At 70.1% G+C, this 13,390-nt stretch carries 16 protein-coding genes and 1 pseudogene; 7 read left to right on the forward strand and 10 right to left on the reverse strand.

The window, feature by feature from the left end; all coding sequences use genetic code 11:
- Positions 1–47: 47 nt before the first annotated feature.
- The 3 genes and pseudogenes from DW297_RS08975 to DW297_RS19455 form a co-directional block, all read right to left on the reverse strand.
- Positions 48–785 (reverse strand): metallophosphoesterase, encoded by a 738-nt coding sequence (locus DW297_RS08975; protein ID WP_136031513.1) that lies wholly within the window; start codon positions 783–785, stop codon positions 48–50.
- A complete protein-coding gene (locus tag DW297_RS08980; RefSeq protein WP_240744569.1) occupies positions 782–1,162 on the reverse strand; it encodes an LmrA/YxaF family transcription factor in 381 nt (126 codons plus the stop codon). The genes DW297_RS08975 and DW297_RS08980 overlap by 4 nt, the downstream gene beginning before the upstream one ends.
- 36 nt (positions 1,163–1,198) lie before the next feature.
- A pseudogene (locus DW297_RS19455) lies at positions 1,199–1,351 on the reverse strand (TetR/AcrR family transcriptional regulator); the annotation flags it as partial.
- A gap of 183 nt (positions 1,352–1,534) precedes the next feature.
- On the opposite strand from DW297_RS19455, the gene ppk2 reads away from it, so the two are divergent.
- Together ppk2 and DW297_RS08990 are read left to right on the forward strand one after the other, a co-directional pair.
- Positions 1,535–2,338 (forward strand): polyphosphate kinase 2, encoded by an 804-nt coding sequence (gene ppk2 / locus DW297_RS08985; RefSeq protein WP_206252979.1) that lies wholly within the window; start codon positions 1,535–1,537, stop codon positions 2,336–2,338.
- 62 nt (positions 2,339–2,400) lie between these two features.
- Positions 2,401–3,357, forward strand: a complete 957-nt coding sequence (locus DW297_RS08990; protein ID WP_136031601.1) for an aldo/keto reductase — start codon at positions 2,401–2,403, stop codon at positions 3,355–3,357.
- A gap of 4 nt (positions 3,358–3,361) precedes the next feature.
- Here the strand turns inward: DW297_RS08990 and DW297_RS08995 are convergent, their stop codons facing one another.
- Genes DW297_RS08995 through DW297_RS09010 form a run of 4 tightly spaced genes read right to left on the reverse strand, consistent with a single transcriptional unit; the run spans position 3,362 to position 7,034 of the window.
- The gene (locus DW297_RS08995; RefSeq protein ID WP_136031517.1) at positions 3,362–4,039 is read right to left on the reverse strand and encodes a response regulator; all 678 of its coding nucleotides are present in this window, start codon (positions 4,037–4,039) and stop codon (positions 3,362–3,364) included.
- Positions 4,036–5,304: a sensor histidine kinase gene (locus tag DW297_RS09000; RefSeq protein WP_136031519.1), complete on the reverse strand. Its 1,269-nt coding sequence runs from the start codon at positions 5,302–5,304 to the stop codon at positions 4,036–4,038. Before DW297_RS09000 ends, DW297_RS08995 begins: the two co-directional genes overlap by 4 nt.
- Before the next feature lie 9 nt (positions 5,305–5,313).
- Positions 5,314–6,126 carry an ABC transporter permease gene (locus DW297_RS09005; protein ID WP_136031522.1) on the reverse strand — a complete coding sequence of 271 codons (813 nt, stop codon included), beginning with the start codon at positions 6,124–6,126 and terminating at the stop codon, positions 5,314–5,316.
- Complete coding sequence (locus tag DW297_RS09010) at positions 6,123–7,034, reverse strand: ABC transporter ATP-binding protein (RefSeq protein WP_136031524.1); 912 nt, start codon at positions 7,032–7,034, stop codon at positions 6,123–6,125. The genes DW297_RS09005 and DW297_RS09010 overlap by 4 nt, the downstream gene beginning before the upstream one ends.
- A gap of 211 nt (positions 7,035–7,245) precedes the next feature.
- Here DW297_RS09010 and DW297_RS09015 point away from each other — a divergent pair, with 211 nt between their 5' ends.
- A complete protein-coding gene (locus DW297_RS09015) occupies positions 7,246–8,157 on the forward strand; it encodes a DMT family transporter (RefSeq protein ID WP_136031603.1) in 912 nt (303 codons plus the stop codon).
- Here the strand turns inward: DW297_RS09015 and DW297_RS09020 are convergent, their stop codons facing one another.
- The gene (locus DW297_RS09020) at positions 8,158–8,844 is read right to left on the reverse strand and encodes a nitroreductase family protein (protein ID WP_136031526.1); all 687 of its coding nucleotides are present in this window, start codon (positions 8,842–8,844) and stop codon (positions 8,158–8,160) included. It abuts the gene before it with no gap.
- Positions 8,841–9,245, reverse strand: coding sequence for a peptide-methionine (R)-S-oxide reductase MsrB (gene msrB / locus DW297_RS09025; RefSeq protein WP_136031528.1), 405 nt, complete (start codon positions 9,243–9,245; stop codon positions 8,841–8,843). The genes DW297_RS09020 and msrB overlap by 4 nt, the downstream gene beginning before the upstream one ends.
- 72 nt (positions 9,246–9,317) lie before the next feature.
- Here msrB and DW297_RS09030 point away from each other — a divergent pair, with 72 nt between their 5' ends.
- From DW297_RS09030 to groL, 4 genes are all read left to right on the forward strand, one after another.
- Positions 9,318–10,310 carry a DUF2332 domain-containing protein gene (locus DW297_RS09030; RefSeq protein WP_136031530.1) on the forward strand — a complete coding sequence of 331 codons (993 nt, stop codon included), beginning with the start codon at positions 9,318–9,320 and terminating at the stop codon, positions 10,308–10,310.
- A gap of 9 nt (positions 10,311–10,319) precedes the next feature.
- Complete coding sequence (locus DW297_RS09035; RefSeq protein ID WP_136031532.1) at positions 10,320–10,577, forward strand: DUF3263 domain-containing protein; 258 nt, start codon at positions 10,320–10,322, stop codon at positions 10,575–10,577.
- 69 nt (positions 10,578–10,646) lie between these two features.
- Positions 10,647–11,225, forward strand: coding sequence for a LytR C-terminal domain-containing protein (locus DW297_RS09040; protein WP_206252986.1), 579 nt, complete (start codon positions 10,647–10,649; stop codon positions 11,223–11,225).
- Between the two features lie 123 nt (positions 11,226–11,348).
- A complete protein-coding gene (gene groL, locus DW297_RS09045; protein WP_136031534.1) occupies positions 11,349–12,968 on the forward strand; it encodes a chaperonin GroEL in 1,620 nt (539 codons plus the stop codon).
- Positions 12,969–13,042: 74 nt separating this feature from the next.
- Here groL and DW297_RS09050 read toward each other — a convergent pair whose 3' ends face one another.
- Positions 13,043–13,330: a WXG100 family type VII secretion target gene (locus tag DW297_RS09050; protein WP_136031536.1), complete on the reverse strand. Its 288-nt coding sequence runs from the start codon at positions 13,328–13,330 to the stop codon at positions 13,043–13,045.
- Positions 13,331–13,390: the final 60 nt, after the last annotated feature.

Below are 13,390 nucleotides of genomic sequence, written 5' to 3' on the forward strand. Positions count from 1 at the left end.
CAACGCCCGCCATCCCTGTATTTCCGGGGGATGGCGGGCGTTGCGTCTCACAGCTCGGCGGGGCTCAGGTAGTGGAACACGGTGCGGATGGCGGTGCCGTCGATGGTGTGAATGGCCAGCCCCGGCATCGCCGTGTCGTCCGCGATCGGATTGAGCCTGCTTCCCAGTCGCATCGTGGAGACGATGCCCGGGGCACCGAGCACCGGTACCCCGGCGAACGACGCGGCGAGGGCGGAGTGCACGTGCCCGGTCAGGACGCCGATGATTCGTGCGTTCCCCACGATCAGCGCCTCCAGGTCGCTCGTGTTCTCGAGATTCCACCCGTCGGCGACATCATGCCCGACGGGCACCGGTGGATGGTGCAGTGCGAGAAGGGCGGTGCCGGGGGCCGAGCTCGCTGCGTGCCGCGCGAAGTCGATCGTGTCCGGCGTGAGGTGGCCTTCGACGCGAGCATCGAGGTGCGAGTCCAGCCCGATGACGCGCACCTCGCCCACGTCGATGAAGCCCGACAGGGCCGGGTTGAGACCGGCCTGGGCCTGGGAGTGGAGCATCGTCTCGCTGTGGTCGTGATTCCCGGGTACGACGATCGTCGGTATGTCCGCCGGGAGGGTCGCGAACAGTTGGGCGTACTCCTCGGCGGCGCCGTGGTCGGCAAGATCGCCGCTGAGGACGATCGCATCGACGTCGGGCAGGGAGGACACCGCTGCGAGCACTGCCTCGAGCCGGCGCAGTCGGTGCGGAGATGTGTCCATATGCGGGTCGCTGAGGTGCGCGATCAGAGTCATGAGTCGCCCTCCTGTCGCTGGGGTGTGTCCACGAGGCCGAGGAACCCGCGGACGGCGGCGCGCATCATCTGCTCGTCCCCCGTGGCTCGCGACAGGACATACCCGCCCTGGATCACCGCGACCGCGGCCGTAGCCCGGTCGCGCGCGACGCCCCCATCGAGCCCCTGCTCTTCGAAGACGTCGGCGACGAGACCGATGAGGTCGAGGAAGTAGCGGGCGACGGAGGCGCTGAGCTCCTCGTCGGCCGCGACGAAGGGGTCAGCCGTGAGGCGACCGATACGGCACCCCGAGGTCGCCTCGCGGGGACGTTCGAGGTACGCGGCGATCCTCGCTCGCGACTCGGTGTGGGCGTTCAGGGCGTCGGAGGACGATGCCAACGCTTCATCCACCGAACGGCCGACGGCAGCGAGCGCCAGGTCGCGCTTCGAAGGGAAGTGGTGATAGAGGCTCCCGTGTCCCACACCGCTTCGCTCGATGACTTGCCGCGGGGTGGTCGCCGCCACCCCGTTGGCGGCATACAGCTGTTGCGCCGCGCGTAGCAGGGATTCCCTCGCATCTGTGCTCATAGAAGGATCATGCCATACCTAGAGGTAGGTATGGGGAGGTCGTGCGCCGCCGCGCCGCGCCATTTGCGTAACACTTTGGCGAGTGTTATGTTACTTATGTGCAGGTGGCCGGCACCCCGCCCCGGCCACCTGCGCGCATCTGTTCAGGCCTCCTACGGCCGCCCCGTTCGCAGGAGGCTGACGATGGACGTTCCCGAGTGGCAGCAGGGCTACCCGTATTCGGAAAAGCTCTCCCGCGCGGAATACGAGACCGAGAAGCGCCTCCTCCAGATCGAGCTGCTCAAGCTGCAGGCGCATGTGAAGCACAGCGCGGAGCGGGTGTTGGTCCTGTTCGAGGGGCGCGACGCAGCCGGCAAGGGCGGGGCCATCAAGCGCTTCATGGAGCATCTCAACCCTCGCGGGGCCCGGGTCGTCGCTCTCGACAAGCCGACCGACGCCGAGCGCACGCAGTGGTACTTCCAGCGGTACGTGGCCCATCTGCCGTCGGGCGGTGAGATGGTCCTCATGGACCGTTCCTGGTACAACCGCGCCGGGGTCGAGCGCGTCATGGGGTACTGCACCGATGAGGAATACCAGGAGTTCCTCCGAACCGCTCCGGAATTCGAGCGGATGCTGGTGGGCTCGGGCATCCGACTGATCAAGCTCTGGTTCTCGGTGGGCGAAGCGGAGCAGCGCCGCCGGTTCGACCGTCGCCGCGAGGATCCCGTGAAGCAGTGGAAGCTGAGCCCCACCGACATCGCGAGCATGGACCGGTGGGCCGACTACACCACGGCGAAGGAAGCGATGTTCTTCCACACGGACACGCCGGTCACGCCGTGGATCGTGGTGCGCTCGAACGACAAGAAGCGCGCGCGGCTCGAGGCCATCCGCTACGTGCTGTCGCGCTTCGAATACGACGGAAAGGACGCGCGGGTCGCACACGCGCCGGACAGTCGTCTCGTCGGGCGTCCGTCGCAGATCTACGACCAGGGCGAGTCCGCCGCGTAACGACGCTGACGGAGCGGCGTCACGCGGGAATGCCGAGTATCGCGATCGCGGTTGTGATGAGCATGACCCGCATCGGCAGCAGTGACCTCGACGTCTTCCCCCTCGCCCTCGGTGGCAACGTGTTCGGCTGGACCGCCGATCGCGACGCATCCTTCGCCGTCTTCGACGCCTATGTCGACGGTGGCGGCGACTTCATCGACACAGCGGACTCGTACAGTGCGTGGGTACCGGGGAATCGGGGCGGGGAGAGTGAGGAGATCATCGGGGAGTGGCTGGCTTCGCGCCGCCCGCGCGGTGTCGTCGTCGCGACTAAGGTGAGCCAGCATCCGGACTTCTCCGGGCTCTCCGCGACCACGGTGCGCGCCGCAGCGGAGGCGTCGCTGACGCGGCTGGGCGTCGACGAGCTGGACCTGTACTACGCGCACTTCGACGACGAGACCGTTCCGCTGGAGGAGACGGTCGCCGCGTTCGGCCAGCTGGTCAGCGACGGCCTCGTGCGACACGTGGGGGTGTCGAACTACTCGGCCGAGCGCATTCGCGAGTGGGTCGACATCGCCGGGCGGCTCGGGGTCGCGCAGCCGATCGCGATCCAGCCGCATTACAACCTCGTGCACCGCAACGTCGTGGAAGACACCATCATCCCGGTCGCCGAGGAGTTCGGACTCGGGCTGGTGCCCTACTACGCCCTGGCGAGTGGGTTCCTCACCGGGAAGTATCGCTCGACCGACGCCAGCGGCGAGGCGTCGCCGAGGGCCGCGGGTGCCGCGCGCTACGCCACCAACCAGGGCCTGCGCGTCCTCGACGCGCTCGGCGAGGTCGCGCACGCCCGCGGAACCTCGATCGCCGCGGTGTCGCTCGCCTGGCTCCGGGCCCAGCCGACCGTGGTCGCCCCGATTGCGAGCGCCCGCTCCGTGGATCAGGTGCCCGACCTGCTGGAGGGCGCACGGCTCGAGCTGTCGTCCGACGAGGTGCACCGTCTGAACGATGTCTCGGCGTGGACGCCGACCTCCGCCGCCTGAGTCGTCAGTCGCCGACGAGTCCGAGCCGATGCGCGAGGATGACCGCGTGGATGCGATCGCGGGCGTCGAGCTTGGCCAGCACCCGGCCCACGTGCGTCTTGACGGTGGACTCGCCCACATAGAGAGCGCGCGCGATCTCGGCATTGGTCAGGCCCTGACCGATCGCCAGGAACACCTCCTGCTCCCGGTCGGTCAGCGAGGCGTAGCGGGACGCATCCGCGCGGTCGGGCTCCGCCGGTGTTCCGGATCCGAGCCGCGGCCCCACGTGCTCGAGCAGCAGGCGGGTGATGCGGGGGGAGAGCGCGGCGTCCCCACGGTGCACGGCCCGCACCGCTGCGAGCATCTCGTGGCGCTGCGCGTCCTTGAGGAGGAACCCGCTCGCTCCCGCGCGGATCGCCCCGAACGCGTACTCGTCCAGGTCGAAGGTCGTGAGCACGAGCACGCGGGTCTCCGGGTGGTCGCGCACGATGGCCGACGTGGCGGCGATGCCGTCGAGTTCGGGCATCCGGATGTCCATGAGCACGAGGTCGGGCGCAAGGGCCGCGCTCTGGGCGATCGCCGCGCGGCCGTCCTTCGCCTCCCCGACGACCACGATGTCGGGTTCGGACTCGAGCACCATCCGGAAGCCGAGGCGGATCAGCTCCTGGTCGTCGACGAGGAGCACGCGGATCGGCGATGTCATGAGGGGTCCTCCGGGGTGGGTGTCGTCGCGGGGACGACCGGGCTGAGGGGCAGTCGGGCGTGCAGGCGCCATCGGCCGGGACCGTCCGGTCCGGAGTGCAGCCGGCCGTGGACATGCGCCGCGCGTTCGGTGAGTCCGCGGAGGCCGAAGCCGCCCGCGCCGACGTCGGTGCCGGAGACGCCGTCGTTGACAACCTCGACGCGGACCTCGTCGTCGGAATAGCCGATCGAGACACCGATCATCGAGACGGCAGGAGCGTGGCGCATGGCGTTCGTCACCCCCTCCTGCACGATCCGGCCCAGTGCGTGGGCGACGGACGGCGGGACGTCGGCGGTGCCCGTCACCGTGAGCGTCACTGGGTACCCCGCGCGCTGGGCGGCTTCGACCGTCTCCCGCGGCTGGGCGGGCTCGACCGGCGCGAGGGGGAGCGGCGAGTCGTCGTCGCGCAGTACGCCCAGCATCGATCGCATCTCCGTCAGCGCGCTCCTGGCCGTCTCGGCAGCGGTCGAGGCTGCCGCGCGGGCCTGCGTGTGATCGGGGGTCGCGGCCGCACCCTCCGACAGGGCGACGATCACCGTCAGCGAGTGCGACACGATGTCGTGCATCTCGCGGGCGATCCGCGCGCGCTCCGCGGCCGCCGCCAGCTGGGCCTGTTGATCGCGTTCGACCAGGAGTTGCCGCGATCGGTCGATCACCGCGTCGATGTATCGCTGGCGATTGCCGACGTTCACGCCGATCAGAGTGCCGATGAGACCGAGGACCACGGTGCTCAGGACCGTGTTGAGGCCCGACTGGAGGGTGACGCCACCGGTCAGCAGCAGCGCGCCGGCGACCGCCGACACCGCAGCGACACCCCAGCCGAAGGCCGCCCAGGCCGCGCGCGACGACCCGTGGACGGCGAGGGAGAAGCCCGCGATCAGGAGCAGCGGGCTGCTGCCCGGAGAACCCGCGAGCAGAAAGAACACGTCGAGTGCGTACGCCGCGACCGCCGGGAGCAGCGGGAGCCGCCGCCGCCACAGCAGCGCGGCACAGGCGGCGAGGACGGCCAGGGGCCAGACGATCGCACGGACGACGGCCCACGGCTCCGGCAGGGCGTCCAGACGCGCGGCCGGTGTCAGCGTGAGCAGGACGCAGAGCGCCGTGAGGAGGACGTCGGCGACCACGGGGTGCCGCGCCCAGAAACGTCGGAACACCCCGGGCGGACGCGGAAGCCGCAGCTCCTCGTCCTCACGGATCGAGTCGCTGCGGCTGCGCGTTCTCCTCACGGGCCGACTCTACGCGTCGCGCGTGCGCAGGACCGCCCATGCGGCCAGCAGCGCTCCGACCACCCAGCAAGCGAGCGTCAGAAAGGCGACGGGGGCCTCGAGCGCCGCTCCCTCACCCGGGAGGATCGCGCTCTGCGCGGCCGCCACCGGAAGATAGGTCGCGGCGTCCACCACCCACGCCCACGCCTCACCGGCCATCGAGAAGAAGTTCCCGACGATCGGCAGCACGAACAGCAGGCCCACCGTCGCGGCGATCGCGCCGGCGCCCGAGCGCAGGATGAACCCGAACGCGACGCCGATCAGTGCGAACACCGACATCGACAGCGATGCGACCAGGATCGGCAGGAACGACGCCGACGGGTCGGACCAGTCGATGCTCTGATCGCGGGAACCGACGATCATCCCGACCGCCACGGCCGCGACACCGAAGATCACGAGCGAGGACACGAACAGAAACAGCGCCAGCACGAGCGACTTCGCGAGCAGGACGGCCCCGCGCACCGGAACGGCCGTGAGCGTCGAGCGGATCATGCCGGTCGAGTACTCGCCGGTCACCGCGATCGCGCCGATGATGCCCGCCAACAGCATCGTGAACTGGATCGGCATGACCACGGCCTGGATGGGTTCGAACCCCGGAACGTCCACCGCCTGGGCGATCAGCATGGCGATGCCGATCGTGAGGACGGCGGCGATCGCGATGGACCACCACGTGGAGCGCAGCGTGGTGAGCTTGATGGTCTCGCTGCGGACGGCCCGGAAGAAGGTGAGCCGGCGACCGGTGTCGACGCGCGGTGTCGTGGCGACGGGGGCCTGCGTGGTCATGAGAGCTCCTTCGTGCGGTACTCGACGGCGTCGCCGGTGAGAGCGAGATAGGCGTCCTCGAGAGAGCCGGTGGTGGGCGTGAGTTCGTGCAGGGGGATACCGCGTTCGGCAGCCAGGTCGCCGATGCGTGCGGCCGGGAGACCGACGATGTCGAGCAGATCCGGCGCGGAGCTGACGATCTCGACGTCCGGCGCCCCCACGGCCGCGGCGAGCTCCGCGGGACGCGGCGTGCGCACCCGAACGGTGTTCCTGGTCCACGAACGCACGAGGTCCGCGAGGGGAGCATCGGCGAGGACACGCCCGCGTCCCATCACGATCACGTGGTCGGCGGTCTGCGCCATCTCGCTCATCAGGTGGCTCGACAGCAGCACGGTCCGCCCCTCGGAGGCGGCGTGGCGCACGAACTGCCGCACCCAGCGCACACCCTCGGGGTCGAGACCGTTGACCGGCTCGTCGAGGATCAACGTGTGCGGGTCACCCAGCAGAGCCGAGGCGATCCCGAGGCGCTGGCCCATGCCCAAGGAGAACTTCCCGGCGCGCTTGCGGGCGACGGAGCCGATGCCGGCGAGGTCGATCACCTCGTCGACCCGCGAGTCGGGGATGCCGTGGGTCGCGGCCATCGCCCGCAGATGATTCCTGGCGCTGCGCCCGGTGTGCACGGCCTTCGCGTCGAGGAGCACCCCGACCTCGGTGAGCGGGGCGCGGAGCTTGCGGTACTCGCGCCCGCCGACGGCAGCGCGACCCGAGGTGGGCCGGTCGAGTCCGACGATCAGGCGCATGGTCGTCGACTTCCCGGCACCGTTCGGGCCGAGGAACCCGGTGACCGTGCCCGGCCGGACGGTGAACGACACGTCATCGACGGCCGTCTTGTCTCCGAACCTCTTGGTGAGGCCTTCTGCTGTGATCATGTCGTCCACGCTACGGACGGCGCCCGCCGCGCGCGTCCGCCCGCGGTACCTTTCCGCGCGCTCCGCATCCTCCCCCGGATGGATGAGAGACCGCTTGCGCGGGGGCGCCGTCCGGGGCAACCATGCTGCGCCCGTGAGCGCCGTGAGCCGTCGGGCTCCGGGGCTCGGATAGGGTCGACGGGTGACAGACGCCCGTCGACTCCCCGCGCCCCTGGCCCTCGGCGGAGCCGTCGCCATCGGCGTCATGACCGCCATCCAGGCGCGGATCAACGGGGTGCTGGGCGTACGGGTCGACAACGGCATCGTCGCGGGCTTCCTCTCCTTCTCGGTCGGGCTCGTGGCTCTCGCGGTCGTGATCGCGCTCCTGCCGTTCGCCCGTCGCGGTGCCGTACGGCTATGGCGGGGGATCCGCGGGCGCTCCGTCCCGTTCTGGATGCTCCTCGGCGGCGCGTGCGGGGCCCTCACGGTCTCGACGCAGGGGCTCACAGCGGGCGTCCTCGGCGTCTCGCTGTTCACGGTCGGCGTGGTGGCGGGGCAGACGCTCCACGGCCTGGTGCTGGACCGGATCGGCTTCGGGCCCGCGGGCGTCGTCGCGGTGACCCCCGGTCGCCTGCTCGGTGGGGCGCTGGCGCTCGCCGCGGTCGCGATCTCCCTGTCGGGCGACGTCCTGGCGTCCGCTCCGCTGTGGATGCTGGTGCTGCCGTTCCTCGCGGGAGTGGGCATCGCCTGGCAGGCCGCGACCAACGGGCGTTTAGCGCAGCGCGTGCAGTCGCCCATCGCCGCCACGCTCATGAGCTTCATCGCCGGGACGGTCGTGCTCGCGGTCGCCGCGGCCCTGAGCGTCGCGCTGCGCGGAGCGCCGGACCCCCTCCCGGCCGAGCCGTGGCTCTACCTCGGCGGGTTCCTCGGTGCCGCGTACATCCTGCTCGGCGCGTTCATCGTGGCTCACACGGGAGTGCTGCTGATGGGGCTCGGCTCGGTGCTGGGCCAGCTGGTGACCTCGGTGGTGATCGACGTGCTGTGGCCTGCGGAGGCGGGACCGGCGCTGTGGCAGGTGATCGCGATGGTCGTCGTCGCGGTGGCGTCGGTCGTCGTGGCAGTGCCGCGGCGTCGTCGCCGGTGACTACGCGGGGTTCTCCTTCGCGGCCTTCTTCTTCGCCTTCTTGGCGGCCTTCTTCGCCTTCTTCTTCGCCTTCTTGGCGGACTTCTTCTCCGCGTTCGCCTCGGCCTTCTTCTCGTTCTCGGCGAGCTCGGCGGCGGCGACGGCCGGTTGGGTCGAGGGGAGACGCGTCAGCAGTCTGCGCGCGTCGACGGCCTTGCGTCGGCCCGGCGACTTCCCCGGCGGCTTGTCGCCGACGTACAGCCAGCCCAGCAGTTCCTCGTCGTCGGCGAGGCCGTGCATCGCCGCGACCGGCTGCGACCGCGTGTAATGTCCGGTGCGCCAGATCACACCCCACCCTGCTTCGTCCAGCAGGAGGCTGAGCACGTGGGCGACGCCGGAGGCGACGGCCTCCTGCTCCCACCGCGGCACCTTCTCGCTCGGCTGGTAGCTGGCCACCACCGCGATCAGCAGGGGGGCGCGCAGCGGCTTCGTCGAGGGGGAGTCGTCGCCCTGCGCCTGGGCGATCGCTGCTCCGAGGGCCTCTCGATCGGCGCCGCGCAGCTCGATCAGCCGCCACGGTCGCAGCGAGGAGTGATCGGCGACGCGTCCGGCCGCGGCCACCAGGGTCAGCAGTTCTTCCCGCCCGGGCGCGGTGTCTCCGACCTTCGACCAGGACTGTCGTGCGCGGACGGCGTCGAGCGCGCTCACGACTCGTCTGGCGTGAAGTTCAGCGCGATCGAGTTCATGCAGTAGCGGTCGCCCGTGGGAGTGCCGAAGCCGTCGGGGAACACGTGCCCGAGGTGCGAGCCGCACGCGGCGCAGCGGACCTCGGTGCGCACCATGCCCAGGCTGTCGTCCTCCAGGAGCTCAACGGCGTCGGGCCGGATCGACTCGTAGAAGCTGGGCCACCCGCACCCGGAGTCGAACTTGGTGCCGCTCTTGAACAGCTCGGCGCCGCACGCTCCGCACGTGTACAGGCCGGCGCGCTCCTCGTCGAGCAGTTCTCCGGTCCAGGCGCGCTCGGTCGCGGCCTGGCGCAGCACCGCGTACTGCTCTTCGCCGAGCTCCTTGCGCCACTCGTCTTCGGTCTTGTCCACGCTGTACGACATTGCGTCCTCCTCGGGTCCTCTCCATTCTCCACGCTGCGGCGGTGTCTCGGCGCTGCGCGTCAGAATGGACGCATGACCGACCCGATCCGGGAGCGCTATGCCCGCTTCGCGCGCGACGAGGCCCCCGGGCGCAGCGCCCTGTACGGGGAGTGGGCGGCCGGCGTCAGCGATGACGAGCCGCTGCGCGATGTGCTGCGTCGCATCCCGGAGACGCACCGCCAGCCACCGCTGGTGTTCGCGGTGTCCCGGCTGCTCGGCGCCCCGCTCGAGGACTACGCGGCGTGGCGCGCCTTCGTCCTGGCGCACGCCGACGTGCTCGTGGCCGAGTGCGCGGCGCGGTCCCTGCAGACGAACGAGCCGCTGCGGCTGGCGGCGCTGCTCCCGGTCCTCTCCGAGATCGAGGGGCCGATCGCGCTTCTCGAGCTCGGCGCATCGGCCGGTCTCTGCCTGTACCCCGACCGGTACTCGTATCGCTACGTGACGGCCGAGGGCTCCGAACGGCTCGCCGTCGACCCGCACGACGGTCCCTCCCCGGTCGTGCTGCAGAGTCGGGTGACGGGGACGATGCCGAGTGTTCGCCTGCCCGAGGTCGTGTGGCGGGGCGGCATCGATCTCGCACCGCTCGATGCCGCGGACGACGGAGACCGGCGGTGGCTGCGCGGGCTCGTGTGGCCGGGGGAGTCCGGGCGCGAGCGCCGCATCGAGGCCGCGCTCGACATCGCTGCAGCCGATCCACCGCTGCTGCTCGCCGGCAACGCGGCCGAGAGGCTCGAGGAGCTCCTGGCGATGGTGCCTGTGGGTGCCACCCCCGTCGTCACGACGCCCGGGGTGCTCGTCCACATCCCCCGCCGTGCGCGCGAGGCTCTCGTCGCGCAGATCCAGGGGCTGCCGGCGCGATGGATCACGATCGACCCACCCGGACTGCTCGACGTGTGGCGGCCGTCCGTGGACGCGACGACATGGTCCGGCTTCGTGGTCGCGCTCGACGGCAGGGTGCGGGCGGCGGCCGACCCGCTCGGGCGATGGTGGGAGTGGCGCGCGGGCGATGGCGTCACCGCGTCCTAACCTGGAGCCATGCTCGGAGACCTCACGGAACGCGACCGCGCGATCCTCGCCCTCGAAGCCGCCTGGCCGCGGCATGGCGGCATGAAGGAAGAGGTCATCCGCAGCACCCTCGGCATGAGCGCGGCGCGCTACTACCAGCTGCTCGGACGACTCATCGACTCCGAGGCGGCCCTGGCGTTCGACCCGGTCCTGGTGCGGCGGCTGCGACGGCTCCGCGACACCCGGGGCACCCGACGGGCGGCGCGCATGCCCGGCTTCGTCGGCTGACGGACCCGCTTCGCTCCGCTCGCTGGCCTCCGTCGCGGATTGCCAGCATCGTGCCGCTAGCATCGAGGGGTGTCCAAGCCCTCCCGTGACCGATTCGATGACGTTCCCCGCGCCTCCGGACGCGTCGGGGCCCACCGCGCGGAGGCTCCGGGCATGAACGGCTGGGTGGTCCTGCTGTGGTCCTTCGTGGCTGCGCTCGTTCTGATCATCGCCGGGATCTTCGGTTCGCTGGTCGTCATGGGGCGCATCGAGCTGTTCCCCGAGGCAGGCCCCAGCGCGGTGCCGACACCGGAGGAGACGGGTGTGATCGACCCGAGCTACTCGGTCATGATCCTCAACGCGACCCCTGATTCCGGCCTCGACGACCAGATGCGTGACACTCTCATCAATGCCGGCTGGCCGGCGGGGATCGTGTTCGCCACGGACAGCGCGAGCGACGACTTCGCCACGACGACCATCTACTACGTCGACGACGCGGACGAGCAGGCGGCCGTGGGTCTCGCCGGGGTGATCGGCGGCGCTGCGGTGAAGCAGGACGACTTCTACGCCGATCTGAACGAGACGGGCGGCAAGCAGCTCACCGTCGTGATCGGCCTCGATCGCTCAGCGTCGGCGCCGGAGCAGTCCGAGGAGACTCCCGCTCCCTGACGCCCCTCCACAGGCGGGCGACGCGGCTTGCACTCGATGGTGTCGAGTGCCAGAATGGCGTTAGCACTCTCTCACTCTGAGTGCTAAACCCACCGTCTACGTCCAGGAGGGACGACAAAACTCATGGCAAAGATCATCGCCTTCGATGAGGAGGCCCGCCGCGGCCTCGAGCGTGGCCTCAACATCCTCGCCGACGCGGTCAAGGTGACCCTCGGCCCGCGTGGTCGCAACGTCGTGCTCGAGAAGAAGTGGGGCGCCCCCACGATCACGAACGACGGTGTCTCCATCGCCAAGGAGATCGAGCTGGACGACCCGTACGAGAAGATCGGCGCGGAGCTCGTCAAGGAGGTCGCCAAGAAGACCGACGACGTCGCCGGTGACGGCACGACGACCGCCACGGTGCTCGCCCAGGCCCTGGTCCGCGAGGGTCTGCGCAACGTCGCGGCCGGCGCCGACCCCATCTCCCTCAAGCGCGGCATCGAGAAGGCCGTCGCCGCCATCACCGAGGAGCTGCTGAGCAGCGCGAAGGAGATCGACTCCAAGGAGCAGATCGCCGCGACCGCGTCCATCTCGGCGGCAGACCCGGCCATCGGTGAGCTGATCGCCGAGGCGATCGACAAGGTCGGCAAGGAGGGTGTGGTCACCGTCGAGGAGTCGCAGACCTTCGGCACCGAGCTCGAGCTCACCGAGGGCATGCGCTTCGACAAGGGCTACCTGAACCCGTACTTCGTCACGGACCCGGAGCGCCAGGAGGCCGTGTTCGAGGACCCGTACATCCTCATCGCCAACCAGAAGGTCTCGAACATCAAGGACCTCCTGCCCATCGTCGACAAGGTGATCCAGGACGGCAAGGAGCTCGTCATCATCGCCGAGGACGTCGAGGGCGAGGCTCTGGCGACGCTCGTGCTGAACAAGCTCAAGGGCATCTTCAAGTCGGTCGCCGTCAAGGCTCCCGGCTTCGGCGACCGTCGCAAGGCGCAGCTGCAGGACATCGCGATCCTCACCGGCGGCCAGGTCATCACCGAAGAGGTGGGCCTGAAGCTCGAGAACGCGACGCTCGACCTGCTGGGTCGTGCCCGCAAGGTCATCGTCACCAAGGACGAGACCACGATCGTCGAGGGTGCCGGCGAGGCCGACCAGATCGAGGGTCGCGTCACGCAGATCCGTCGCGAGATCGAGAACACCGACAGCGACTACGACCGCGAGAAGCTGCAGGAGCGCCTGGCGAAGCTCGCCGGTGGCGTGGCCGTCATCAAGGCGGGCGCTGCAACCGAGGTCGAGCTCAAGGAGCGCAAGCACCGCATCGAGGACGCCGTGCGCAACGCGAAGGCGGCCGTCGAGGAGGGCATCGTCCCCGGTGGTGGCGTCGCGCTCATCCAGTCCGGCACCAAGGCGCTCGACGCCCTGTCCCTCGAGGGTGACGAGGCGACCGGTGCGAACATCGTCCGCGTGGCGATCGAGGCTCCGCTCAAGCAGATCGCCCTCAACGCCGGTCTCGAGCCGGGTGTCGTCGCCAACAAGGTCTCCGAGCTCCCCGCGGGCCAGGGCCTCAACGCCGCCAGCGGCGAGTACGGCGACATGTTCGCACAGGGCATCATCGACCCGGCGAAGGTCACGCGCTCCGCGCTGCAGAACGCCGCGTCGATCGCCGGCCTGTTCCTGACGACGGAGGCCGTCGTCGCCGACAAGCCGGAGAAGGCTGCCGCTCCCGTGGGTGACCCCACGGGTGGCATGGACTTCTGATCCCGCTGCATCCACAGAAAGCCCCCGGCTCCGGCCGGGGGCTTTCTGGTGTTCACGGGAAGTGAAGCCGACGCTCAGCGGAACATGCTCGCCGAGTACTGGTCGGCGTCGGCGTACTGCGTCGCGACGGAGCCGAGCGATGTGCCGATACCGTCGAGCACCTGCTCGACGTGGAGCTGCGCGCCCTGCCACTGCTCGGCACACCCCTGGAACGCATTGGACGCGGTTCCCACCCACGACGACTGCAACTGCCTGAGCTGCGCCATGAGCGTCGATGACTCGGCACGCAGACGCTCGATGGTCGCGCGGGTGGAGGCGTGCGCGGCGTGCATGGCATCGGTGTCGACGGTGAATACGGTCATGAGGAACTCCTTCATCTCGGAGCTTCCGACGGTAAGTGAGGCCCCGTCGATGGAGCGGAC

Origin of the sequence: Microbacterium sp. PF5 (assembly GCF_004794315.1) — a bacterium.
Classification (GTDB): domain Bacteria; phylum Actinomycetota; class Actinomycetes; order Actinomycetales; family Microbacteriaceae; genus Microbacterium; species Microbacterium sufflavum.